We start from the raw sequence: 24,243 nt of genomic DNA on the forward strand, positions 1-24,243 counted from the left end.
GGCGGTGCCGATGGTGGCGCCGACCGCCTCATACGCGCCGTCGGGCTGGCTGGCGCTTACGCCGGCGCCGGCCTGCATGACCACCTTGTGGCCCTGGGCCACGTATTTCTTCACGGTCTCCGGCGTTGCGGCAACGCGCGCCTCCCCCGCCCGCGTCTCAGTCGGGATCCCTATCTGCATTTCAATCTCCTTTGTTCCCGTGCATTCCGTGCGTCGGGGGTGGACGGGCAACCTGTGTGCCGGGCGCCGCATGCCGGATCAACGGCAAGGCGCGGCGCCGGTTTTTGGCGGTACAGCTCAGCGGGGCACTTCCCCTTCCAGCGTGACGCGGTTCAGTACACGATCGGCATTGCCATAGTCGTGCACGGCGTAGTGCATGGTGCAGCGGTTGTCCCACATCACCACATCGCCCTCCTGCCACATATGGCGGTAGACGTTGTCCGGCGTCACCGAGTGCTCATACAGGAAGTCGAGCAGCGGGCGGCTCTCCGCTTCGGTCATGCCTTCGATGCACTGCGCGGTGTCGGGGTGGCCGACATAGAGCGCCTTGCGCCCGGTCTCCGGGTGCGTGCGCACGATCGGGTGCACCGCTGTCGGCACCTTGTCCGAACCCGTCATTTTGGCCAGCCGCGCGCCCGAGAAGCGGGCCCGCAGCCCGTCGATCATGCGCTGCATCGCCGGCGACAGGCGGTCGTACGAGACGTACTGGTTGCACCACATGGTGTCGCCACCGATGGGGATGGTGACGGCCGACAGGATGGAGATCTTCGGCGGCACCTCGGTATAGATCGAGTCGGAATGCCAGGCCTCGGTCGAGGCGGTTTCCTTCGGGATCCTGGTGACCTGCGCCAGTTCCGGGAACTCGGTCAGGCCCTTGAGCAGCGGGTTGCCCTGCACCGGCTTGCCCCAGCGCCGGGCGAACGCGACCTGCGCGGCCGGCTGCAGCTGCTGGCCGCGGAACACCAGCACGCCATGCTCCAGGAATGCCCGGTGCAGGACCTCGAAGCTGGCGTCGTCGAGCGGCTGGTTCAGGTCGACACCGGTCACGGCTGCGGCCACGGAGCCGGTCAGCGGCTTGATCTGGATTGTCATCATGTCTCCTCTTATCTATCGCTTCTCTGTGGAATCAGTCGACCAGCAACACGATCTTGCCGACGTGCTGGTCTTGCTTCATGTATGCATGCGCGGCGTCGATGTCGGTCATGGCAAAGGTCCGGTCGATCGGCAGCCGCACGCGGCCCGCGCGCAAAAAGGGCAGCATGTCGCGCGCGCAGGCCTGGATGCATTCCAGCCGCTCCTGTTCCGTGCGCGTGCGGAAGGTCACGCCGATCAGCTGCAGGCGCTTGAGCCAGAGCTGCGCCAGGTCGATCTGGGCGGTCGCCGAGCCCAGCCGCGCGATATTCACCAGGCGGCCCTTGACCGCCAGGCTCTTCATGTTGGCCTCGAACACCGGGCCGCCGACGGTATCGATGATGATGTCGACGCCCTTGTTGTCGGTGGCCTGCAAGACGGCCTCGACCTGGTCGTCCTGCGAGGCGTCGATGCCGACATCCACGCCAAACTGGATGATCTTGTCGAGCTTGGCCGCCGAGCGCGAGGACGCGATCACGGGCCGGGCGCCCATCAGCGAGGCGATCTGGATCGTCGCCATCGCCACGCCGCCCGAGGCGCCGTTGACCAGCACCGACTCGCCCGCCACCAGGCGGCCGTTGGTAACCAGAGCGTCATGCGCGGTGATAAAGACGTTGGGGAACGCCGCGGCATCGATCCACGACATGCCGTCCGGCACCGGGATCAGCGCCAACGGATCGGCCACCACATACTCCGCCTGGCAGCCGCGGCCGTGGCCCATCACGCGGTCGCCCTTGCGCCAGCCGCTGACGCCTTCACCGACTTCGGCGATCTCGCCGGCAAATTCGACGCCGGTGGTGATGGTGTTGCCCGAGCGCAGTTCCTTCGCCTGGTTGATCTCGCCACGGTTGAGGCCGGCAGCGCGCACCCTCACCAGTACCTGCCCCGCTGCCGCCACCGGCACGGGGATAGCCTGCACTTCGACCTTGCCGCCCTCGGGGCCCGGCACTACACGGACTGCCTTCACTGTTGTCTCCTTATCCTGTCTCTCGACGTGTCTCTTGCTGTGTCTGAACTTGCTATGCGCGTCCCAGCGCCGTCGCGCGGATCAGCGACAGCAGTTCCAGCGCCCGTTCGGCAGCAGCTTCTCCACCCGGATGGTTGCCGCGCACAAACGGCGCCCGCGTGTCCTCGATGGCGGCCAGCGCGTGCAGCGGCTTCTCCGCCGCCACCGCCAGCCGCCGGAATTCATTGACCGTCAGCAGGTAGGTGTGGAACACATCCGCCTGCGGCGGCGTCGCGCCCAGCTTGTGCAGCAGCGCGTTCAGCCAGTGCGTGCCCGCCAGCATCGCGCCTTCGATAGTCATCTCGTAGTCGGCGCTGGTGCACTTCTGCAGCGACGCCTCGAGACTGCGCGCCATCGCCATGTGCTGCTCAATGTCCATGGCGGTCTCCTTCCAGGCGCGCTTCCAATAAGTCCAGGCAGCGGCGCAGCGCGGCATCGCAACCCTCGGCAATCTCGGCGGTGGGTGCCAACCCTTCGCGCAGACAGGGATCACGGTAGTGCTCGATGTGCTCCATCGCTTCCATCATCCCGGCGATATCGGCAGGCACCAGCCCCTCCACTTTCGGGCGGCCGACATGCAGTACGTCGCCGAGCGGCCGGAACGCCGGCTTCAGGCTGCCGTCGGGCTGCGGCACCAGGTAGACGCCGGGTTGCGTGGGGAACCGGTCGTCGTCCAGCGTGATGCCGGCCTGGTGCAGTGCTGCATTGACGGCATGGGTGCCAGCGGTCATGCCTGCCCAGAACCACAGGCCGAAGTCCTGCAGCGGATCCAGGCGTGCGCGCAGGACCTGCAGCTTCGCGATCTTCTCCTTGTGTGACATGACGTTCATGTCCGCCTTCTCCATTGATTCACTGCGTCAATGCTCCGGCGCAAACAACATCGCCGTTGTCATGACGATAGACAGCGGCCGGACTGATGTCAACAAACTTCTATATAGGACTTCAACTGTAGGAGTAGTGGTTTTCTCTGAGTTCCGCTGTTTTATCCTTGACTATATGGCAGCCGACTCCCTACATTTGACCTCAACACCTATACAGGAGTTGATCAATGCCCCGAGCCATCGTACTGAACCCGGCCGACAATGTGGCCACCCTGCTGGACGCCGGCCAGGCCGGCGAAGCCTGCGCACTGGAAGGCGAGCGACAAGGCAGGCTGGTGCTGCTGCAAGACGTGCCGTTCGGCCACAAGATCTGCATCGCCGACACGGCCGAGGGACAAACCATCGTGAAGTACGGCCAGGTCATCGGCCGCGCCAGCCGCGCGGTGCGCGCCGGAGAACACATGCATGTTCACAACATCGAGTCGGCGCGTGCCCGCGGCGACCTGCAAAAGGGGTAATGCAGATGACAGCAACCTTCCTCGGATACCCGCGCGAGAACGGCGCGGTCGGTGTGCGCAACTGGGTCGCGGTGGTCTCCGTGATGGACAACTGCAATCCGGTCACCCGCACCATTGCCCGCACCGTGGGCGGCTGCATCCCGGTCACGACGCTGTTCGTGCGCGGACAGTTCGGCGCCGACCTGGATTTCGCATTCGAGTCGCTGGCCGGCCTGGGCCGCAATCCCAATATCGCCGCGGTGCTGCTGGTGGGCCTGGAGGAATCGTCGACGGAAGAAGTCGCGCGCCGCATCCGCAGCACCGGCAAGCCGGTCGAATGCGTGCACCTGCAGCCCGACGGCACGGTCGCATGCATTGCCGAAGGCACGCGCAAGGCCAGCCGTCTGTCGCTGGCCGCGTCGAAGGCGCGCCGCGTGCCATGCCCGGTGTCGTCGCTGGTGATCGGCGTCGAGTGCGGCGGTTCTGACACCACTTCCGGGCTGAGCTGCAACCCCGTGATCGGCCGCATGGCGGACATGGTGGTCGCCGGCGGCGGCACCGTGATCATTTCCGAGACCTCGGAGTTCATCGGCGCCGAGCACCTGTTCGCCGAGCGCGCGGCTGATGGCCGGGTGCGCGAGGCCTTCGTCACGGCGGTGCGCAACATGGAAGACCTGGCGATCTCGCGCGGGGTCGACATGCGCGAGGACCAGCCTTCGCCCGACAACAAGCGCGGCGGCCTGACCACGGTCGAGGAAAAGGCGCTGGGCGCGATGGCCAAGGCCGGCACCAGCCCGCTGGTGGGCGTGCTGCGCTACGGCGAGGCGCCGCAGAAGAAGGGGCTGCATTTCATGGACGCGCCGGCCGCGGCAGTGGAAAATCTGACTGCGCTGGCTGCCGGCGGATGCCAGCTCACCTTCTTCGGCACGGGGGTGGGCAATCCGATCGGCAGCATGGTGGCACCGACCGTCAAGGTGTGCGGCAACGTCAATACCCTGCACACCATGGCCGACAACATTGACTTCGACGTCAGCGGAGTCCTGCAGAACGGGGACAAGATCTCCGACCTCGGCGAGCAGCTGTTTGGCTATGCGATGGACGTCGCATCCGGCACGCGGCTGACCAGCGAGGTGCTCGATATCCGGGAGACCGCGGTCAGTCGATTCGCACTGAGCCTCTGAACAACCATGACCAAACTTAGCAGCGTCTCCGACGCGATCATCCGCTCCATCGAATCCGGCGACCTGCGCGAGGGCGACCGCCTGCCCTCCGAGGGCGAGCTCGCCAGCTTCCATGGAGTCAGCGTCGGCACGGTCCAGAAGGCATTGGCACGGCTGACGCATTCCGGACTGATCACGCGCGAACAGGGACGGGGCACCTTTGTTTCCGGGACGCGCGTGGCGCCGGCGGATGTCCGTTACCTGCGCTTCCGCGATGAACAGGGCAACGAACTGCCGTCCTACGTCCATGCGCGCTCGGTAAAGCGGATCAAGCGCAAGGGTCCGTGGTCGGAGTTCCTCGCCGGTGACGGCTACGTGCGCATCGAGCGCGTGATCAGCGTCGGCGGCCGCTTCGACCTCTACAGCGAGTTCTGGCTGCGCGAGGAAGACTTCGCGCAACTCGGCGGGCTGGACCGCGATGCCCTGGAGAAGAACCTGCGCGAGCTGATCGGCCAGCGCCTGTCGCTGCCGACGCTGCGCGTGGACCAGTGGATCCGCTTCGGCCCGGCCCCGGCCGTGGCCGCGCAGGAACTTGGTCTGGACCCCGAGGCGCCGGCATTCATCATGGAGTTGCGTGGCTACACGCTGCGCGACCAGCCGCTCTACTACCAGTCGGTCTACGCCGCCCCGTTCGCGGAGCGCCTGATGATCGTGCGGGAGAAATCGACATGAGTATCCGCTGGAACACTGACAGCCTCGCGCGCTGGACTGCCGCCGTGTTTGAGTCATGCGGCGTGGCGCCAGACCAGGCGACCCAAGCCGCCGCCGCGCTGGTGCGCAGCGAGCTGCGCGGCTACAAGACGCATGGCCTGACGCGGGTCCCCTCCTACGTCGAACGCCTGCGTGCCGGCGATTTCAACCCACGCCCCGAGATGTCGCACAAGACCTTCCCGGGCGGCGTCGTGCTCGACGCCGACGGCGCCATGGGCCAGATCGCGGGCCCGCGCGCCGTGCAACTCGGACTGGAGGCGCTGCAGTCGAGCGCGTCGGTGCTGGTTGCGGTGCAATCGTGCGGCCATCTCGGCGCACTCGGTATCCCGGCATTGCTGGCCGCCGAGGCCGGGGCCTTCTGCATGGTCGGCCAGCGCACGCCGCCCGTGCTGGGCATGGAAGGCTTTGCCCGCGCCGCGATCGGGCACAACCCCATTGCCTTCGGCTGCCCGTTGCCGGGTGCGGCACCGATCGTGTTCGACGTGGCCTGCAGCGTTGCCGCACGCGGCCATATCCTGCTGGCCGCCCGTGAAGGCAAGCCGATTCCCGCGGGCTGGGCGCTCGACGCCGACGGCCACCCGACCACCGATGCGCAACGCGCGCTGGAAGGCTCGCTGCTGCCCACTGGCGGGCACAAGGGCATCGGCATCGCCATGATGGTGGAGTGCCTGGCCGGCGCCATGGCCGCCACCGCGGACTCGCTTTCCCCGGCGCGCAACACTGTCAGCGGCGCCGGCGCGGTCGGCCGCCAGGGCGGTTTTGTGTGGCTGGTCAAGCCGGACGCCTTTGCCGGCAAGGAGCTGTTCGCCGACTACATGGCGCAGTGGACCGGCAACTATCTTGCCGCCGGCGGCGCCGACGCCCGGCTACCCGGACACCGTGGCGAAGCGCTCGAGCGCGAAGGCCGCGAGCAAGGCATCACCCTGCCCGACGCGGTCGTCCGGGCACTGGATACGCTCGGCCGGGAACTCGGCATCCCCCTCCCCGGCTAGCGCCGCTTCCGTCACCAGTATTGCCAGGAATCCGGGTGCCAACGCACGCCGGCAGCCCCCGCTCAACCCTGTTTGCCTGAAATCGCCCCTATGAATGCTCCAATTCTCCCCGACGCGGCCCGGCAGGCCCTGCGAGCCGTGTCGATCGACGACAAGTACGCGCTGGACTCCGGCCGTGCCTACATGAGCGGCGTGCAGGCGCTGGTGCGCCTGCCGCTGCTGCAGCGCAAGCGCGATGCCGCGGCCGGCCACAACACCGCCGCCTTTATTTCCGGCTACCGCGGTTCACCCCTGGGCACCTATGACCAGGCGCTGTGGCAGGCAAAGAAGCATCTTGCCGACAACCACGTGGTCTTCAAACCCGGCGTCAACGAGGAACTCGGCGCCACGGCGGTCTGGGGCTCGCAGCAACTGGAGTTCGATACCGCCAGCAAGCGCTACGACGGCGTGTTCGGCATCTGGTATGGCAAGGGCCCCGGCGTCGACCGCAGCGGCGATGCGCTCAAGCATGCCAACCTCGCCGGCACCTCGCCGCTGGGCGGCGTGATCGCGCTCGCCGGCGATGACCACGTCTCCAAGAGCAGCACGCTGGCCCACCAGAGCGACCACACCTTCATGGCGTGCGGGCTGCCGGTGTTCTTCCCGTCCAATGTGCAGGACATCCTCGACCTGGGCGTGCATGCCCTGGCCATGAGCCGCTTCAGCGGGCTGTGGGCCGGCATGAAGACCGTGCAGGAGGTGGTGGAATCGGGCGCCTCCGTGACCACCGACTCGGATCGCGTGCACATCGTGCTGCCGGAAGACTTCACCCTGCCAGACGGCGGCCTGCATATCCGCTGGCCCGACGATCCGCTCGCGGCCGAGGCGCGCATGATGGAATTCAAGTGGCCGGCCGCGCTCGCCTATGTGCGCGCCAACCGCCTGAACCACAACGTGATCGAGGGATCCAACGACCGCCTTGGCATCATCGCCAGCGGCAAGGCCTACAGCGACACGCGCCAGGCCCTGCTCGACCTTGGGCTTGACGATGCCACCTGCCGCGCGCTCGGCGTCCGGCTGCACAAGGTCAGCGTGGTATGGCCGCTGGAGCCCGACAGCGTGCGCGACTTTGCGCGCGGGCTGCGCGAGATCCTGGTGGTCGAGGAAAAGCGTCCCGTGATCGAGCAGCAGTTGAAGGACGAGCTGTACCACTACCCACCCACCTCCCGCCCGGCCGTCTTTGGCAAGTACCACCACGCCGACGGCGCCGGCGGCGAATGGAGCCACCGCAAGCCGGCCGAGGACTGGCTGCTGCGCGCCAAGGCCGATCTCTCTCCCGCGCTGGTGGCCAAGGCCATCGCGCAGCGGCTCAAGGCGCTGGGCGTGCCGGCCGACGTGGCCGCGCGCATGGACGTGCGCCTGCAGGAAATCGACGCCAAGGAACGCGCCACCGCCCAGGGCGATGCGCGCGCCACCGACCGCCTCCCGTGGTTCTGCCCGGGCTGCCCGCACAACACCAGCACCCGCGTGCCGGAAGGCTCGGTCGCGACGGCTGGCATCGGCTGCCATGGCATGGTGGTGTGGATGGACCGCTCGACCACCTCATGGTCGCAGATGGGCGGCGAAGGCGTGCACTGGATGGGCCAGGCACCCTTCAGCAAGCGCACCCATATGTTCGCCAACCTGGGCGACGGCACCTACAACCACTCCGGCCTGCTGGCGGTGCGCCAGTCGATCCACGCCGGCGTGAACCTGACCTACAAGATCCTGTTCAACAGCGCCGTGGCCATGACCGGCGGCCAGCCGGTGGACGGCCAGCTCGATGTACCGGCGATGTCACGTGAACTGGCCGCTGAAGGCGCCCGGCAGATCATCGTTGTCACGGACGAGCCGGGCAAGTACAAGGGTGTCGACGACCTCGCAGCCGGCGTCACCGTGCGCCACCGCGACGAACTCGATACCGTGCAGCGCGAGCTGCGCGAGGTGTCCGGCGTGACCGTGATCATCTACGACCAGGCCTGCGCCACCAAGAAGCGCCGCGAGCGCAAGCGCGGCACCATGATCGATCCGGCCAGGCGCGTGGTCATCAACGAGCTGGTGTGCGAAGGTTGCGGCGATTGCTCCGTGCAAAGCAACTGCCTGGCGGTGCAGCCGGTCGAGACCGACTTCGGGCGCAAGCGCAAGGTCAACCAGGACACCTGCAACAAGGACTTCTCCTGCACCAAGGGCTTCTGCCCGAGCTTTGTCACGGTCGAAGGCGGCCAACTGAAGAAGCCCGCCACCACCGCGAGCGGCCGCGCCACGCCCCCGGCCATCCCGATGCCCACGCTGCCGGACGCCGGCAAGCCGCGGCGCATCGTGGTGGCGGGGATCGGCGGCACCGGCATCGTCACCATCGGCGGCGTGCTGGGCATGGCCGCCCACCTCGAAGGCAAGGGCGTGATCACCCAGGACGCGACCGGCATGGCGCAGATGGGCGGGGCCACCTGGAGCCACATCCAGATCGCCGCCAGCCCGGACGCCCTGCATGCGAGCCGCGTCGACATGGCAATGGCCGACCTGGTGATCGCCTGCGATACCGTGGTCGCGGCCAGCAAGACCTCGCTGGCCGCGATGTCGCCGGCACGGACCTATGTGGTGCTGAACAGCCATATCACCCCCACCGCGGCTTTTGTCCGCAACCCCGACTGGGATCCCCAGGTCGGCGAGGCCGTGGGCAGGATCGCCCAGTCCGTCGGCAAGGGCCAGCTCGCCGGCTTCGACGCCGAACAGGTGGCGAAGCAGCTGCTCGGCCAGTCGATCTACGCCAACCTGCTGCTGCTCGGCTATGCCTGGCAGAAAGGCAAGGTCCCGCTGTCGCACGCGGCCCTGATGCGCGCCATCGAACTCAACGGCGTGCAGGTCGACAGCAACAAGGCGGCCTTCGAATGGGGCCGGCTGTGCGCCCACGATATGTCGAAGATACCCGCGCAGCCGGCCGGCTCGCAGGTGATCCAGTTCGTGCGCAAGGTGCCGGTGGAGGAACTCATGAAGAAGCACGCCGAATTCCTGACCGGCTACCAGAACCGGACCTACGCGGCGCAATACGAGTCGTTTGTCGGACGCGTAAAGGCGGCGGAATCGGTCGTCGGCGGCACCCGGCTGACCGAAGCCGTGGCCCGCTCGCTGTTCAAGCTGATGGCCTATAAAGACGAATATGAGGTGGCTCGCCTGCATACCGGAGCCGCATTCCGCCAGCAGATCGCGTCGATGTTCGAAGGCAAGGTCCGGCTGGTGCACCACCTGGCCCCTCCCCTGTTTGCGCGGAAGAGCCAGGCCGGCGAACTGGTCAAGGGCACCTATGGCCCGTGGATGCGCACCGCATTCGGTGTACTGGCCCGCTTCAAGGGCCTGCGCGGCACGGCATTCGATCCTTTCGGCTACACCCTGGAGCGCAAGGAGGAGCGGGCCCTGATCGGTGAATACCGGCGCAGCGTGGAAGCCTTGCTGCCGGCACTTTCCGCGCAAAAGCTCGAGCTGGCGCTGGAGATTGCCCGGCTGCCGCAGGAGATCCGCGGCTACGGCCACGTCAAGGCGCGCAACCTGGCGGCCACGCGCACGCGCTGGGAGCGGCTGATGGCGCAATGGCATCAAGGGAGCGCAAAGCCGGGACAAATCAAAGCTACTGAAGCGGCATAAACCAAAGACTGAACCAACGAAAGCCCCGTCACCTTCACCGGGGCCCGTCAGAGACAGCGAGGAGACAACAGATGAAATCCGTATTGAACCGTTTTGGCCGTACCCTGGGCGCGATCGCATTGGCTGCCTGCGCCACCAGCGCGCTGGCACAAGGCGGATATCCCAACCGGCCAATCCGCATCATCGTGCCGTGGCCGGCAGGCGGCGGCGTCGATGCCGTCACCCGCACGGTGGCCGAGAAGATGACCGCCAGCCTCGGGCAGCAAGTCGTGGTCGACAACCGCCCCGGGGCGACCGGCAATATCGGCGCCGGCATGGGCGCCAAGGCGGCGCCGGATGGCTACACGCTGCTGGTCGCCAGCGCGCCGATGGCGATCAACGCCAGCCTGCATAAGAACCTGCCCTTCGACATGGGCAAGGACTTCGCGCCGCTGGGGCTGATGGCAAGCTCGCCGTACATGTTGGTGGTCAACCCGTCCGTGGGCGGCTCGGTCAAGGAACTGGTGGCACGGGCCAAGGCGGAGCCCGGCAAGCTCAGCTATGCCTCGCCCGGCCCGGGCACCCAGCAGAACGTGATCAGCGAGGTGTTCAAGGAAACCGCGCATATCAACGTCGTGCACGCGCCGTACAAGGGCGGACCCCAGGCGCTGACCGACATGGTGGGAGGCCATATCCACATGATGTTCCACGGCGTGCCGGCGGTGATGCCGTTCGTCAAGGGCGGCCAGCTCAAGGGCATCGCCGTGGCCAGCAAGCAGCGGCTGCCGTTGTTCCCCGACGTGCCGACCATGGCGGAAGCCGGCTTCCCGGGCATAGAAGCCAGCGAATGGTATGGCCTGGTCGCGCCTGCCGGCACGCCCAGGGAGATCGTTGCGCTGCTGAGCAAGGAAATCGACAAGGCGCTGAATGCGCCAGGTGTGCGCCAGCAGCTTGTCAGCAAGGGCTATGAGCCGGCCAGCCAGAGCTCTCCGGACCAGTTTGCGACGTTCATGGCGGCAGAGCAGAAGAAATGGGCGCTCGCCATCAAGCAGACCGGGTTCCGGCTGGAGTAGCCGGCGCGCGGCGCAACCAGCCTGGACCGTAACGGTTCAGGCTGGCTTGTCGACGTAGTCATCCACCGCACTGCCCACCGTGGGGTGGAAGTTCTTGTCGCCGATCGCTTCCATCAGCTCGAAGCGCTTGAGCTTGTCGCGCACCGGGTCCTTCATCTCGGCAAAATGCAGCGCGATGCCGCGCTCGCGCAGGATGCCGCTCAGTTCACGCAGCATGTCGGCCGAGGTGACGTCGACGCTGGTCACCGGTTCGGCCGCCACCACCACCCTGCGCACGGGTGTCGGCGATTCGTCGATCGCTTCCATCAGCCGCGCCTGGAACAGCTCGGCATTGGCGAAGAACAGCGGCGCATCCCAGCGGAACAGCAGCAGCCCGTCGATGCGCTCGGCATCCGGGTAGCGCTTGGTGTCGTGGTAGCCGCGCAGGCCCTCGACACGGCCGAGCACGGCATAGTGTGGCCGCCAGCCGTCCCAAAGGAATTCGATCACTGCAAGGACCACGGCCAGGATGATCCCCGGGATCGCCCCGAACACGGCAACCGCGGCAAAGCAGACCATCGACAGCCAGAACTCCCACTGCTGGATGCGGTAGATGCGCTTCAGGTCCGCGAACTCGAACAGGCCTATGGCCGCCGCGATCACCACCGCGGCCAGTGCGCTGTTTGGCAGGTACTGCAGCAGGTTGGGCGCGAACATCAGCAGCAGCGCCACGGCCAGTGCGCCCACGACTCCGGTGAGCTGGGTCTTCGCGCCCGCGGCTTCGGCCACCGGCGTACGGGACGCGCTGCTGCTGATCGGAAAGCCCTGGAAGAATCCCGCGGCCAGGTTGGCGGCGCCCAGGCCGACCATCTCCTGGTTCGGGTCGACCCGGGTGTTGGTGCGCGCGGCAAAGGTGCGCGACAGCACGCTGGTATCCGCGAACGAGATCAGCGCGACGGCAATGCCGCCCAGCAGGATCGCAACCAGGTCCGCGCCACTGACCCAGGGCACGACAAAGCCCGGCAGCCCTTGCGGGGTCTTGCCCAGCACTTTCACCCCGTTCTGGTCGAGATCGAACATGCTGACGGCCACCGTCGCGACGATCACGGCAATCAGGATGCCGGGCACGCGCTCGAAGCGCTTCAGCAACAGGATCAGCACCAGGCTGCCCGCGCCGACCGCAAAGCTGTACCAGTTGGTCTCGCCGCCCAGGATCGCCCGGCCGAGGCTGATCATCTCCCGCAGCGGGCCGGCGTCTTCGATCGAGATGGCGAACAGCTTGGGCAACTGGCTGACCAGCACGGTGAGCGCGATCCCGTTCATGTAGCCGTAGCGGATCGGCTTGGACAGCAATTCGGTAATGAACCCCAGCCGCAACAGCCCCATCACGATGCAGACCACGCCCGACACGATCGCCATCATGCTGGCCACCATGACCGCGCGCCCCGGATCGCCGCCGGAGACCTGCAACACCACCGCCAGGATTGGCGCCGCCAGCGCCGAATCCGGCCCCAGCACGAGGATCCGGCTCGGGCCAAGCAGGGCATACACCAGCAGCGGGACCATGGTGGCGTAGAGCCCGTAGACACCGGGCACGCCGGAGGCCTCGGCGTAGGCGATGCCGACCGGCACCAGCATGGTCGTGAGCACCAGACCGGCGGCGAGGTCTTTCGGCAGCCAGGCCGGCTGATAGTTCTTCAACACCAGCAGTCCCGGGAGCCAGCGCAACCATCCGGGTGCCTTGTCGACTTCGCGCTGCGCGGCGGGGGTCAGGTTCTGGGGCTGCATGGGTCGAGTTATGCCCTGGGCAGGCAAGGAGTATGCATCGACTATAGGAGGTCGCGCTTCGACAAATGTGCATCGAAGCAAAGAAAAAAGGATTTTGGATTGCGCTGGCGGCACCAGGCCGAGGCCCCCGCGAGCCGCTCCGATGCTGCATCGCAACACCTCCTCGTGCTGCCATGCTGCCTGCGCAGGTCTGCGCGCTGTCGACAACCATCAGGTTCTGACAATCCCGCGACGGGCACATATGATGGTTGTCTGGCGGGCATGCCCGTTATCCATCACCGGGGAGAGAACGATGCCGATATCCAAGAGATGCCTGGTAGCCGGCCTGGTGGCACTGGGCTGCGCCTCGGCGGCGCTGGCGCAGCGCGCATCGACCGAGGGTGCCGCGAGCGCCATATCGGATGCCGTTCAGGGCGGGACCAATCCCTATCGCCCCCCGTCGGCCGCCACCCAGGATCCCGAAGAGGCCGCACGCGCGAAGTGCGAGGAGCTGAAGGAGCAGTACAACGCCACATCAAAAAGGCGTTCGTACCATTCCGCCCCGGGCACGCAGAACGCGCAGGGCCGGACCATTCCCAAGATCGAACGCGACAAGACGCGCAAGCAACTGCAGCAGGCGTACCGCGACAATTGCACGTAGCCGGGATCTGTCTGAACGGCGTGGTGGAAGTGGCGGACGGTTCGCTGCAGGATGCAAATCGGAGCCTGCGCCCTGCCGGCCAACGTCAGCCCTTCAGTTCGATCAGCAGATCCTTCGCCGCCACGCGATCCCCCTGCTGAACATGGACTGCGGCGATCTCGCAGTCCCGCTCCGCCGCGATATGGGTTTCCATCTTCATCGCCTCCAGCGCCAGCAGCGTCGTGCCCGCGGCCACGCGCTGCCCCGGCTGCACCGCCACCGTCACGATCGAGCCCGGCATGGGCGCGGCGACATGCAGCGGATTGTCGGGTTCGGCAACCGGACGGCTATGGCGCGCTGCCGCCGCTTGCGTCGTGCTGCGCTGCTCGACCAGCGTGGTGCGCGACTGCCCGTTCAGCTCGAACTGGACCTTGATGACACCCTCTTCGGCATCGGGGTGCGTGCCTTGCAGCGAGACCAGCAGGGTCTTGCCGGCAGCGATGTCGATCGCCACTTCTTCCTGCGGCTGCAGGCCGTACAGGTATGCCGGCGTGGGTACCACCGAGGTGTCGCTGTAGTTGCGCACATGCGCGTGGTACTCGCCGGCCTGCTTCGGGTACATCAGGTACGAAGCCAGCTGGCGGTCGTCGAGCGGCTGCTCGCACGCCGCTTCGGCCGCGGCGCGCGCCGCGTCGAGGTCGACCGGCGGGATCTGGTCGCCGGGCCGGTACGGCACGGGCGGCTCGCCGCGCAGCACCTTGCGCGACAGTTCCGCGGGGAAGCCGTCCGGCGGAAAGCCCAGCTCGCCCTTGAACAGCGACACCACCGATTCAGGGAAGGCAGTCTCCCTGGCGGGATCGCACACATCGGCGGCGCTCAGGTCGTTGGCCACCATCATCAAGGCCAGGTCGCCGACCACCTTGGACGTCGGCGTCACCTTGACGATGTCGCCAAACATCTGGTTGACCTCGGCATAGGCCCGCGACACCTCGGTCCAGCGATGCTCGATGCCGAGCGAGCGCGCCTGCTCGCGCAGGTTGGTGTACTGGCCGCCGGGCATCTCGTGGCGGTACACGTCGGCGGTGCCGGCGCGGATTTCGGATTCGAACGGCGCGTAGTAGCGGCGCACCCCTTCCCAGTACATCGACGCCTCGTGCAGGCGCTCCAGGCTGAGGCCGGGATCGCGCTCGCTGCCGGCCAGGGCCGCGGCGATGCTCGACAGGTTGGGTTGCGAGGTCAGCCCGCTCATGGCGTCGAGCGCGCCGTCGACCGCATCGCAGCCGGCCTCGATCGCGGCCAGCGCCGAAGCGGCCGAGATGCCGCTGGTATCGTGAGTATGGAAATGCACCGGCAGCCCGGTCTCTTCCTTGAGCGCCCTGACCAGTGCCGCCGCGGCCTGCGGACGGCAGATGCCGGCCATGTCCTTGATGCCCAGCACGTGCACGCCGGCCTGCTTCAGCTCGCGCGCGATGCCTACGTAGTACTTCAGGTCGTATTTGGCGCGCGACTTGTCGAACAGGTCGCCGGTATAGCAGATCGCGCCTTCGCACAGCGCGCCGCTCTCGCCGACAGCATCGATCGCCACGCGCATGTTGCGCACCCAGTTCAGTGAATCGAACACGCGGAACACATCCACGCCGGCGCTGGCCGCCTGGCGCACGAAGAAACGCACCACGTTGTCCGCATAATTGGTGTAGCCAACCGCGTTGGAGCCGCGCAGCAGCATCTGGAACAGCACGTTGGGAACGCGCTCGCGCAGTTGCTCAAGGCGCTGCCACGGGTCTTCCTTGAGGAAGCGCAGCGCCACGTCGAAGGTGGCGCCGCCCCAGCACTCCAGCGAGAACAGCTGCGACAGTTCGCGCGCATAGAACGGCGCGATCGGCAGCATGTCGGCGGTGCGCATGCGCGTGGCGAACAGCGACTGGTGCGCGTCGCGCATGGTGGTATCGGTCAGCAGCACCTGCTTCTGCTCCAGCATCCAGCGCGAGAACTTCTCCGCGCCCAGCTCGCGCAGCCGGTCGCGCGTACCGTAGGGCAGCGCGCCGCCGGTGTCGAAGGCGGGCAGCACCGGTGCGGGCAGCGGCAGCGATGGCAGCGTGCGGCCGCTCATCTCCGGGTGCCCGTTGACGCTGACCTCGCCCAGGTAGCGCAGCAGCTTGGTGGCGCGGTCCAGGCGCTTGGTGAACGCCAGCAGTTCCGGCGTCAGGTCGATAAAGCGCGTGGTGACGTCGCCGGACCGGAACGAGGGATGGTTGATGACGTTCTCGAGGAACTGCAGGTTGGACGCGACGCCGCGGATGCGGAACTCGCGCAGCGCGCGGTCCATGCGCCGGATCGATTCGGGCGCGGTCGGCGCCCAGGTGGTGACCTTGACCAGCAGCGAATCGTAGTACGGCGTGATCACCGCGCCGCCGTAGGCGGTGCCGGCGTCCAGGCGCACGCCGAAGCCGGCCGCGCTGCGGTAGGCGGTGAGGCGGCCGTAGTCCGGCAGGAAGCCGTTCTCCGGGTCCTCGGTGGTGATCCGGCATTGCAGCGCGTGACCGTTGAGCGAAATCGCTTCCTGCACCGGCACGCCCGCGGCGCGCACGACGATCTCGCCGTTCTCATTGCGCGTGTTCTCGGTCATGCCGAGATGGCCGCCTTCGGTCACGCGGATCTGCGCCTTGACGATATCGATCCCGGTGACCATCTCCGTGACCGTGTGCTCGACCTGGATGCGCGGATTGACCTCGATGAAGTAGAACTGGCCGGAGTCGGCATCCATCAGGAACTCGACCGTACCGGCATGCGTGTAGCCGACCGCGCGCATCAGCCGCAGGGCCGATTCGCACAGCGCGGCCCGGCCGGCATCGTCGAGGTATGGCGCGGGCGCCCGCTCCACCACCTTCTGGTTGCGCCGCTGCACGGTACAGTCGCGCTCATAGAGATGCACGAGGTTGCCGTGCGTGTCGCCGAGCACCTGCACTTCGACATGGCGCGCGTTGCGCACCAGCTTCTCGACATACACCTCGTCGTTGCCGAACGCAGCCAGCGCCTCGCGCCGCGCCGCGGCGAGCGCCCCCTCAAGGTCCTGCTCGCTTTCCAGGACCCGCATGCCGCGTCCGCCGCCGCCCCAGCTTGCCTTGAGCATCAGCGGATAGCCGATGCCGGCGGCGAGGCGCTTGCTCGTGTCCAGGTCATGCGGCAGCGGATCGGTTGCCGGCATCACCGGCACGCCCGCGTCGATCGCCGCGTTGCGCGCCGCCACCTTGTTGCCAAGCTTGCGCATGACCTCGGGCGACGGGCCGATCCAGCGGATACCCGCGTCGATCACGGCCTGCGCGAAGTCCGGGTTCTCTGAAAGGAAGCCATAGCCCGGATGAATGGCGTCGACCTTCGCCTGCCTGGCAATGCGCAGGATATCGTCGATGTCGAGGTAAGCCGCCAGTGGCTTCTTGCCCTCGCCGACCAGGTAGCTCTCATCGGCCTTGAAGCGATGGAGCGCGAGCCGGTCTTCCTTCGAATAGATTGCCACCGTGCGCACGTTCATCTCGGCGGCCGCGCGCATCACGCGGATCGCGATCTCGGAACGGTTGGCAATCAGCAGGGAGCGGATAGGGGCGTAGTCCATGGGATGCAGGGAAGCGAACCAGCCGCGCGCAACCGCCACGGCAGGATCAGGTGATCGGGGATGCAGCACGGGCGCAAGGCTTGCCCGGGCTGCTAGTCGTATTGGGCAAATGGGACGTGCGAGTCCATCCAGTCATAGTGCGCCGATGCAGCGGCCCACGCCCAGTTGGCCCGCTTTGGCGACTGCTGGTCCCGATCGCCATGCTCGCTTCGGTTCTGGCCGGCAAGTGGCTGATCGCCGTCCCCGGCAAGCTCGCGGCTGTGCGCGCGGGCTCCGATTCTTCCGTAGTACATCGTGGTGCCTTCCTCATCAAGACCAGGTTCGCCTGCCCACGACGCAGCGCGATGCAGGGCGACGGCAGGTTTGCAGGCACGATGAAATACGCGCCCGTCCCGTCCTGCTGCCGCAAGAACCGGGCCACGGCCGGTTCAGGCACCATCCCTTTGATTTGGCAGAAGATTTTCTTCCGAGGCTGGCTTAACGAATTTCAGAAATGAAATTTTTCATTTCATGGGTGCCGCGGCCAATGCGCGATGCAGCACCTGTGCCTCGCGGCAACCGGGAGGGCCGGCGTGGGCAACGTGGCCAGGCTGACGACGCCCGCCCGGCCACGAATGCAGGCCTTCAGCAGGCCGCGGCCTGGGGCGAAGCCAGTGCGCAGTATGCGGGGGCGCCGGCCGTGGCAATGCGGGCGCAGTACGCCGGCTCTTCCGCCCTGGCGATACGTGCGCAATACGCGGGCTCTTCCGCCCTGGCCATGCGCGCGCAGTACGCAGGTTCGTCCGTCCTGGCGATGCGTGCACAGTACGCGGCCTCTTCCGCCTTGGCCATGCGTGCGCAGTACGCGGCCTCTTCCACCTTGGCCATGCGCGCGCAGTACGCCGGTGCCTCCGTCCTGGCAATGCGTGCGCAGTACGCGGGCTCGTCGGCCGCTGCCCGGGCACAATATGCGGCAGACGTCAGCGGGCTGCCGAATTCGCGCATGCTCAGCGCATCGCTCGCAGCGGCCATTTGCAGGAGGCGGGCCTCGTCCTCCGGACCGTCGATGCCAACGTAGGGGTCATGGTGAAGGACATAGCCGAAGATGCGCTCGCAATCGCTCGCATAGCGCCTGGTGTCCAGGATGTGGGCATGCCAGAAGGCATCCACCTGCTCGCTGGGGACGGCGGGCGTGTCCGGATGCTTCGCCGCCAGCTTGAGGAATTGCCGGTAGCCGCTCTCCGCCTGCTCCAGCGATTCCGGCGACCAATGCGCATGCTTCTGATGCAGCAGCTTGGCCTTCATCCTGGAAAAGTCCAGGGCGTCGATGGCCTGCCACATGATTTCAATAGTACGGTCCTGCATGATCTAGCTCCCTGTTATTGGACTGCTTAAGCACGCACCGGACTGACGGGCAGTCAGGCGCGCATCGGTTGCGGTCCATGCTCGAGAGCGGGACCGTTCTCCATGCGGCTGGCCAGGAAGGCAGTGATCTTCGCCGGCGGCAGCGGATGGCTGAAGTAGTAGCCCTGCACTTCGTCGCAGCCTTCGCGGCGCAGGAACTCGAGTTGCACCTCGTTTTCCACGCCTTCGGCGACCACTTCGAGGCCAAGCCGGTGGCCAAGGCCGATCACCGCGCTGGTAATCTGCGTGTCGCTGCGGCTTTCCGGTATGTAGCGGACAAAGCTGCCGTCGATCTTGACCGTATCGATCGGGAAGCGGCTCAGGTAGGCGAGCGAGGAGTAGCCAGTGCCGAAGTCGTCGATCGCCAGCCGGACACCGGTGCGCTTCAGGCGCGAGAGCCAGCTGGACGCCTGTTCGGCATCGCGCATGACCATGCTCTCGGTGAGTTCAAGCTCCAGCAGGTTGCCGGGCAGCCCGGCTTGCCGCAGGGCATCGATGATGGTCAGCCTGAGCGACTTGTCGGCGAACTGCCGTGCCGAAAGATTGACTGAAACACGCACCGGCGGCAGTCCCTGCGCGCGCCATGCGGCATTCTGCCGGCACGCTTCGCGCAGGGCCCAGGCACCGATCTCGACAATGGCGCCGCTCTGCTCCGCGAAGGGAATGAAATCTCCGGGCATGACCAGGCCGAGTTCCGGGTGGCGCCAGCGGATCAGTGCCTCGACCGCCGTGCACGCTCCCGACGCGAGCGCAATGCGCGGCTGGTAGTAGAGGATGAATTCGTCCTGCTCGAGCGCGCGGTGCAGGTGCGACTCCATGTCGATGCGCCGCTGCAGCGACGCGCTCATGCCCCGGCAGTAGAACTGGTAGCCGTTCTTGCCGAGCTGCTTGGCACCATACATGGCCAGGTCGGCATGCTTGAGCAGGGTCTGCCAGTCGCTGCCGTCCTCGGGGAAGGAACTGATGCCGATGCTTGCCGTCATGCGCAGTTCCGACTCGTTGACGACGAAGCCTGGCGCGAGCGCAGCCTGGATCCGGGCAATGGTCCGGTCCAGGATCGTCGAATCGCCCTTGGGGTCCAGCAGCACGACGAATTCATCGCCGCCGAAGCGGGTGATCAGCTCCACCTCCTCCAGGCTGCCGCGCAACCGGTCGGCCATCTCGCGCAGCACGATGTCGCCGGCATTGTGGCCGATGGTGTCGTTCACGACCTTGAATTCGTCCAGGTCCACGAAGATGACATGCAGGGCCTGGCCGCTGGCGCGGGCACGGGTCAGCGCCTGCTCGAACTCGGCCTTGAACATGAGGCGGTTGGGCAGCCCGGTAAGGGCATCGTGATTGGCGATGAAGCGCAGGTTTTCCTCGGCCTGGCGCCGCAGCAGGAAGTGCCCGGTCTGATTGGCAATGCCGCTCGCCATCGCGAGCGCATGCGTATCGGGGCTGCGCTTGCCGCGGGAATAGAGTTCGACCACGCCGAGGCTCACGTGGCCCCGGCTCAGCGGGAAGGCGAACACCGTCCGGATACCGCCCGCGTCGAGCCACCTGGCTTGCGGATGCCGGGCCATCGCGCTGCGGCTTGCATACCATTGCGGCGCCGGCAAGACCGCGGCGCCGGCCGGCCCTGCAGGGCGCTCGGCGAGCCACGGCTGCAGCGTCTTGACGCGGGCCAGGTAGACCGGCGGCAGCTTCAGCCCCTGGCTGTCATCGCCCGGCCAGAAGGCACCGGCCTCCCAGTCCATGCCTTCGAGCAGCGTGTGGACAATCCCCTCCAACACCTCGATCTCGCTGGTGGCGGTGGCCAGGTGCAGGGCAATCTGGTGTTCCTGCGTCCTGGCCTGCTCGGCGGACCTGCGCTGGCTGATGTCCTGCGCGGTGCCCCGCAGCACTGCGCTGTCCGCCGCTCCATGCGCGTGGCCGATCAGGTGCAGCCAGCCCCGGCGTCCGCGCCGCGACCGGTACGGGCACTCGAACTCGAACGGCTGGCGATCCTGCAGGGCTGTCCGCATCCTTTCCCGCAGCACGGCGCGATGGCCGGCGTCGATCGCCTGGAACAGCGCTTCCGGAGTCGGCTTGTCGCCGCGCAAGCCTAGCAGGCGCGCCATTTCCTGGGAAAAGTGCGCGATGTCCTGGTCCAGGTCGATGCGCCAGTCGCCCAGGTGGGCAATCTGCTGCGCCTCGGCAAGCGCGGCCTGGCTGTCGCGCAGGCTGTGCGTCATCTGGTCGGCCACGGCCACGGCGCGCGCGCGCGAACTCGACAACGCGTAGGCCAGCCACCCCAGCAGCACGCTGATGATCAGGCCGGAAATCACCACCAGCCCCGGCAGGTAGCGCTGCGGACCACTGATGGCCTTGGCATCGGCAGCAAACGCAATCACCCAGCGCCGTCCGCCGAAATTCCGCACCACGCTCTTGGCCAGGTCATGCTGGCCCGGGGCCGCCTGGGCGTCCGCCAGTGCGGTCGCGCCATGCGCGGCACTGGCGTGGACGGTGCTGCCGCCAGCAACCCGGCTGCGTTCCCTGGCCGCCAGGCCGGTCACGCTGTCATAGAGCAGGTTGGCTGCAGAGAGCGGAACCGCCGCCTGCGCGAAGTCTCCGGCATCATGCACGCGGAACCGGATCCGGCGCAGGTTCTCATTGCTGACCAGGTCCTTCAGCAGGTCGTCCACCCGGATCCCCGCGCCAACCGAGCCGACATAGGCGCGCCGGCGCGCTTCCACGGAATCCAGGTCGGGCACCTTGCGGTACACCGGCAGGCGCAGCGCGATGCCCACATGCGGGTTCTTTGCCTCGCTGAAGATCAGGCGCCCGCTGCTGACTGGCTGCCCGGTATCGCGCGCGCGTTCCAGCGCGGCCAGGCGGCGTGGCTCGGCGCCCATGTCGATGCCGATCGACGCCAGGTTGAGGGCGAGCGGTTCGACATAGGTCAGCACGAAATGCCCCGGCCGCTGGCCGGGAGGGCGGACGTTGAACGTCACGCCGGCCTCGCGCAGGATCGGATCGCTGCGCTGCCGGGCGACAAAGGCGTCGATCTCGGCCGCCGGCACGTAGGGCGCGTAGTTCAGCGTCTGGAAACCGGGATAGCGCTGCGGCAGGTTCAAGCCGCTGACGAAATCGCGAAACTCGCCGCGCGAGACATGGTCGCTGGCGCCGAACAGCGCCTGCATGGTCACCAGAACATCGGTATAGAGGCGGATCCGTGTATCGATCTGCTGGATCACGTCGCCGGTATCGTTCTCAAAACGCAGGCGGACGTCCTTCTCAAGCAGGTCGGTGCAGAACGCATAGACGACAGCCGTCGTCATCACGCCAAGCAGCAAGGTGCCCGCGGTGATGGTGCGCGACCCAAGGCGTCCAAGCGGGCGCAGCGCGCGCGCAAGCGTCTGGCGCAAGATTGTTTCCCCCCGGATGTCGATGGCAACCATGCGGCTGAACGGCCGTCACCAACGACTGATGCTAATAGTGCACTTATTGGCTGGGGTTCTATGCGAAACCCACGCTCTTATATGTCTTAACAATCTATAACAAGCGGCGAAAAACGGGCCCTGATTTTCGCGGCGCAAACCCCCAACTTAAGTGGGGTGGCAGTTCTGCGAGATATGGAAATGAACATTCAGGTTCAGCCCCAGGGTGGCAAGTGTCGCGCTGCGGTGCGCGTCATGGCTTGCCAGCCGGCGCGGCAGCGCGTCGGCATGGTCCAGGCAATGGATGATGAAGTACGTGTCGTCCGGGTCCATCGGTGCTGCTCCGCATGCTGCCGTCAAGAGGCTACGGGCACGGGCGGCGCGCTCGCGGCCGGCATCGGCGTCGAGGCCCAGGCCAGCATCTGCCACGCGCCCTGATGGCGCCTCCACACGCTGAGAAAGCGGTTGTCGAGCGTGCGCTCCGTCCCGTCGACCACGGCCCTGAGCAGGGCCTTGCCCTGCATCACGGCCATGTCGCCGTAGACCGCCTGCCCCACCTCCGCCAGGCTCGCTTGCAGGTAGCGCACCCGCCCGCTGCGGATCGAGCCAAGGTACTCCGCCTTGCTCTCGCGCAATGCCGAGGAGTGCGTATAGGAAAGCTCGTCGGCCAGCAGGGCATCGAGCGCAGCCAGGTCGCCGGACAGCATGGCGCGATAGCGCGCCTGATCGGCTTGCGTGAGTGCGGCAAGGTCCGCAGCTTCGCCCAATGCCATCGTCGTGGTCTCCAGGTCAGCCATGAAGGTAAGCCTTCACCAGGGTCTTGTCGTTCAGCAGCGCCTGCCATTCGCCGCGCCGGACTTCATGGATCACGCGCCCCACTGACAGCACGTAGGCGCGATCCGTCATGTCCGCGGCGATCGCCACGCTTTGTTCGACCAGCAAGATGCTCAGCCCGCGCGCGCGCAGCTGGTTCAGCACCGCCAGGATCTCCTTGACGATGCGGGGCGCCAGGCCGGTGGTGAGTTCATCCATGATCAGCAGGTCGGGCTGGAGCAACAGCGCGCGCGCGATCGCCACCATCTGCTGCTGCCCCCCGGACAGCAGCCCGACCGCGCTGTCGGCACGTTCGCGCAGCAGCGCAAACAGATCGCATACATCGTCATAGGTGTAGCGCAGCGCGCCGCCGCGGGCGCGCTTGCCGGCCTGCTCGGCCAGGCGCAGGTTGTCGCGCACCGACAGCTCGGCAAACAGGTTGCGGTTTTCCAGCACTACGCCGATGCCATGCCTGAAGCGGCGATGCCCGGGGACATGGCCGATCTCCGCCCCGTCCTTGACGATGCTGCCGGCCATCGGCCGGATCAGGCCGGCCAGCGTGCGCACCAGCGCGGTCTTGCCGGCGCCGTTGGCGCCCACCACCGCCACCGCCTCGCCCGGCGCGACCGTCATGTCGACATCGTGCAGCACCGGCACCGCGCCGTAACCGGCGCGCAGGCCTTTCACGTTGAGCATGGTCAGACTCCCAGATAGGCTTCACGCACGCGCGGATCGGCCTGCACCTCGTGCAGCGCCCCGCTGGCGATGATTTCACCGTAATAGAGGACATGGGCCGTACCGCAGATCGTCATCAGCCCCATGTCGTGCGAGACCAGCAGGATGGTCATGCCCTCCTGGTGCAGGCGCACGATCCATGCGCGCAGCAGTTCGATCTCTTCGCTGTTCAGCCCCGACGACGGCTCGTCCAGCAACAGCAGTTCCGGATTGCCGATGCAGGCACGCGCCAGTTCGACGATGCGCCGCTGGCCCGCCGGGAGGGTGCCGGCCCGGTGCTGCAGCAAGCGCTCCAGCCCGAATTTGCCGGCGCATGCCAGCGCGGCGTCGTGCATGGCCGCCAGCTCGCGGCGCGACGCCGGCGTGCGCAGCATCGCCTGCAGCACGCCAGCGTGGGTGGCCTTGTGGCAGCCTGCCATCAGGTTCTCGAGCACGGTCATGTGCTCGAACACCTGTGGCGTCTGGAAGGTGCGCACCAGGCCGGCGCGGCTGCGCTGCTGGACGGTGTCGGCGGTGATGTCCCGCCCCGCCAGCGACACCTTGCCCCCCTTCGGGCGCAGAAAGCCGGAGACGATATTGAAGCAGGTGGTCTTGCCGCTGCCGTTCGGACCGATCAGGCCGACGATATGGCCGGCCGGCACGTCGAAGCTGACATTGCGCAGCACCTCCAGCCCGCCGAAGCTGTGCGCGACCGCGTCGAGGCGCAGTAATGCCTGCGCCGGGCGCACGGCTTGTGGCGCCGCGCCAAAAGCAGGAACGGGATGGTTCATCAGACTTGCTCCGAAAAACCTCGCCCTTCAGGGCGGGGAGTGAAAGGAGTGCTGCCGG

Annotated in this window: 20 protein-coding genes and 1 pseudogene; 8 read left to right on the plus strand and 13 right to left on the minus strand. The window is 67.0% G+C overall.

Annotation, left to right across the window (positions count from 1 at the left end):
• From AC3WRI_RS23220 to AC3WRI_RS23240, 5 genes and pseudogenes are all read right to left on the minus strand, one after another.
• Positions 1-180 (minus strand): annotated as a pseudogene (locus AC3WRI_RS23220) (NAD(P)(+) transhydrogenase (Re/Si-specific) subunit alpha); the annotation flags it as partial.
• A gap of 117 nt (positions 181-297) precedes the next feature.
• Positions 298-1,092: a TauD/TfdA dioxygenase family protein gene (locus tag AC3WRI_RS23225; RefSeq protein WP_492294179.1), complete on the minus strand. Its 795-nt coding sequence runs from the start codon at positions 1,090-1,092 to the stop codon at positions 298-300.
• A gap of 34 nt (positions 1,093-1,126) precedes the next feature.
• Positions 1,127-2,098, minus strand: coding sequence for a zinc-binding dehydrogenase (locus AC3WRI_RS23230; protein WP_011614967.1), 972 nt, complete (start codon positions 2,096-2,098; stop codon positions 1,127-1,129).
• 52 nt (positions 2,099-2,150) lie between these two features.
• Positions 2,151-2,516, minus strand: coding sequence for a hypothetical protein (locus tag AC3WRI_RS23235; RefSeq protein WP_492294158.1), 366 nt, complete (start codon positions 2,514-2,516; stop codon positions 2,151-2,153).
• Entirely contained in the window at positions 2,506-2,967 is a 462-nt protein-coding gene (locus AC3WRI_RS23240; RefSeq protein WP_492294160.1) for a hypothetical protein, read from the minus strand. Before AC3WRI_RS23240 ends, AC3WRI_RS23235 begins: the two co-directional genes overlap by 11 nt.
• Before the next feature lie 218 nt (positions 2,968-3,185).
• On the opposite strand from AC3WRI_RS23240, the gene AC3WRI_RS23245 reads away from it, so the two are divergent.
• The 6 genes from AC3WRI_RS23245 (at position 3,186) to AC3WRI_RS23270 (ending at position 11,087) form a co-directional block, all read left to right on the plus strand.
• The gene (locus AC3WRI_RS23245; RefSeq protein WP_011614964.1) at positions 3,186-3,476 is read left to right on the plus strand and encodes a UxaA family hydrolase; all 291 of its coding nucleotides are present in this window, start codon (positions 3,186-3,188) and stop codon (positions 3,474-3,476) included.
• 5 nt (positions 3,477-3,481) lie between these two features.
• On the plus strand, positions 3,482-4,636 hold the full coding sequence (locus AC3WRI_RS23250; RefSeq protein WP_041687679.1) for a UxaA family hydrolase: 1,155 nt from the start codon (positions 3,482-3,484) through the stop codon (positions 4,634-4,636).
• A gap of 6 nt (positions 4,637-4,642) precedes the next feature.
• Positions 4,643-5,347 (plus strand): GntR family transcriptional regulator, encoded by a 705-nt coding sequence (locus tag AC3WRI_RS23255; protein ID WP_011614962.1) that lies wholly within the window; start codon positions 4,643-4,645, stop codon positions 5,345-5,347.
• Entirely contained in the window at positions 5,344-6,378 is a 1,035-nt protein-coding gene (locus AC3WRI_RS23260) for an Ldh family oxidoreductase (RefSeq protein ID WP_492294162.1), read from the plus strand. The genes AC3WRI_RS23255 and AC3WRI_RS23260 overlap by 4 nt, the downstream gene beginning before the upstream one ends.
• A gap of 90 nt (positions 6,379-6,468) precedes the next feature.
• Positions 6,469-10,035, plus strand: coding sequence for an indolepyruvate ferredoxin oxidoreductase family protein (locus tag AC3WRI_RS23265; protein ID WP_011614960.1), 3,567 nt, complete (start codon positions 6,469-6,471; stop codon positions 10,033-10,035).
• A gap of 71 nt (positions 10,036-10,106) precedes the next feature.
• Entirely contained in the window at positions 10,107-11,087 is a 981-nt protein-coding gene (locus tag AC3WRI_RS23270) for a tripartite tricarboxylate transporter substrate binding protein (RefSeq protein ID WP_011614959.1), read from the plus strand.
• A gap of 36 nt (positions 11,088-11,123) precedes the next feature.
• Here the strand turns inward: AC3WRI_RS23270 and AC3WRI_RS23275 are convergent, their stop codons facing one another.
• Positions 11,124-12,854, minus strand: coding sequence for a SulP family inorganic anion transporter (locus AC3WRI_RS23275; protein ID WP_010808932.1), 1,731 nt, complete (start codon positions 12,852-12,854; stop codon positions 11,124-11,126).
• A 142-nt stretch (positions 12,855-12,996) separates the two neighbouring features.
• Between AC3WRI_RS23275 and AC3WRI_RS23280 the strand changes: the two genes are divergently transcribed.
• Positions 12,997-13,494 carry a hypothetical protein gene (locus AC3WRI_RS23280; RefSeq protein WP_439668698.1) on the plus strand — a complete coding sequence of 166 codons (498 nt, stop codon included), beginning with the start codon at positions 12,997-12,999 and terminating at the stop codon, positions 13,492-13,494.
• Between the two features lie 85 nt (positions 13,495-13,579).
• On the opposite strand, the gene AC3WRI_RS23285 is transcribed toward AC3WRI_RS23280, so the two are convergent.
• On the minus strand, positions 13,580-17,083 hold the full coding sequence (locus AC3WRI_RS23285) for a pyruvate carboxylase (RefSeq protein WP_492294163.1): 3,504 nt from the start codon (positions 17,081-17,083) through the stop codon (positions 13,580-13,582).
• Between the two features lie 200 nt (positions 17,084-17,283).
• Here AC3WRI_RS23285 and AC3WRI_RS23290 point away from each other — a divergent pair, with 200 nt between their 5' ends.
• Positions 17,284-17,580 carry a hypothetical protein gene (locus AC3WRI_RS23290; RefSeq protein ID WP_439671542.1) on the plus strand — a complete coding sequence of 99 codons (297 nt, stop codon included), beginning with the start codon at positions 17,284-17,286 and terminating at the stop codon, positions 17,578-17,580.
• A 127-nt stretch (positions 17,581-17,707) separates the two neighbouring features.
• Here the strand turns inward: AC3WRI_RS23290 and AC3WRI_RS23295 are convergent, their stop codons facing one another.
• The 6 genes from AC3WRI_RS23295 to AC3WRI_RS23320 form a co-directional block, all read right to left on the minus strand.
• Positions 17,708-18,427 carry a glycine-rich domain-containing protein gene (locus AC3WRI_RS23295; RefSeq protein WP_439671541.1) on the minus strand — a complete coding sequence of 240 codons (720 nt, stop codon included), beginning with the start codon at positions 18,425-18,427 and terminating at the stop codon, positions 17,708-17,710.
• Positions 18,428-18,480: 53 nt separating this feature from the next.
• Positions 18,481-21,888, minus strand: coding sequence for a bifunctional diguanylate cyclase/phosphodiesterase (locus AC3WRI_RS23300; RefSeq protein WP_492294166.1), 3,408 nt, complete (start codon positions 21,886-21,888; stop codon positions 18,481-18,483).
• A gap of 147 nt (positions 21,889-22,035) precedes the next feature.
• Positions 22,036-22,200: a YciI family protein gene (locus AC3WRI_RS23305; RefSeq protein ID WP_492294168.1), complete on the minus strand. Its 165-nt coding sequence runs from the start codon at positions 22,198-22,200 to the stop codon at positions 22,036-22,038.
• Between the two features lie 23 nt (positions 22,201-22,223).
• Entirely contained in the window at positions 22,224-22,664 is a 441-nt protein-coding gene (locus AC3WRI_RS23310; RefSeq protein ID WP_454750149.1) for a nuclear transport factor 2 family protein, read from the minus strand.
• Positions 22,657-23,376, minus strand: a complete 720-nt coding sequence (locus tag AC3WRI_RS23315) for an ABC transporter ATP-binding protein (RefSeq protein WP_010808940.1) — start codon at positions 23,374-23,376, stop codon at positions 22,657-22,659. Before AC3WRI_RS23315 ends, AC3WRI_RS23310 begins: the two co-directional genes overlap by 8 nt.
• 2 nt (positions 23,377-23,378) lie before the next feature.
• The gene (locus tag AC3WRI_RS23320; RefSeq protein ID WP_010808941.1) at positions 23,379-24,185 is read right to left on the minus strand and encodes an ABC transporter ATP-binding protein; all 807 of its coding nucleotides are present in this window, start codon (positions 24,183-24,185) and stop codon (positions 23,379-23,381) included.
• Positions 24,186-24,243: the final 58 nt, after the last annotated feature.

It is taken from the genome of Cupriavidus sp. FW305-27 (assembly GCF_058787995.1).